Origin of the sequence: Phormidium sp. CCY1219 (assembly GCF_035615515.1) — a bacterium.
GTDB lineage: Bacteria > Cyanobacteriota > Cyanobacteriia > Cyanobacteriales > Laspinemataceae > CCY1219.
This window is the reverse complement of sequence record NZ_JAJENT010000117.1, coordinates 1-693: the sequence shown is the minus strand read 5'-3', so window position 1 is coordinate 693 and position 693 is coordinate 1. Positions and strand designations below refer to the sequence as shown.

Sequence of the window (693 nt, the reverse complement as noted above, 5' to 3'; positions counted from 1 at the left end):
TTAACGCAATCCTCGGTCTCGCAACCAAGCATCGGTCCAAATGGCATCGGATTGACACAGAGGCGGTATCGGTTCTCTGGCATAATCCACGATAAAATCATAGCCGGCGCGATCGTAAACCCCGTTCAATAGCCCTTGTAAATCCACCATCGGTTCCGTATCCTCAGAACGCAACGGGAGGGAAAACGCCGGGATTGCATCCGGGAGATTAAACAGATATAAATCCGCTTGAGGACGGCGATCGCCCCGACTCACCAAAATCCGATAACTCCCTTCCGTATCGTTACCTAAAATCGGCATCGGTTCCCCACTTCGCAGCAAATCGATTTCCACCAAATGGGTGCGACTTCCCAACAGGCGATCGCGCTTTTCTTCATAAACCTGTCGTCCTTTTCCCATCCGCTTATTCGCCGGAGAAAGAACCTCGATAACCGTCACCACTTCCCCAGTTGCCATCTCCCTCACTTCTAAATAAGCTTCCCGGAATTCCATCGGCATCGGAACCTCGACCCGCTTGGGTTTTTGGGTCGTTAATGGTGCAACCGCTACAGTAGAATCCCCCTCGGATTTAGGAGTAGAACGCCGTTGAACTATAACATCCGGAATTCCCACCAACAAGCTATCATTTCCCGCCATTTCATACACCCGCTTTTCAATCGCCACCCGATATTTGGGGCGCAGTTGAGGCACTAA

General features: G+C 51.1%; 1 protein-coding gene. It reads right to left on the bottom strand.

All coding sequences use genetic code 11. The annotated features are described in order from the left end of the window. Positions 1–693, bottom strand: a 693-nt coding sequence (locus LKK83_RS00650) for a DUF4058 family protein (RefSeq protein WP_324628799.1), incomplete at its 5' end; no start/stop codon positions are given.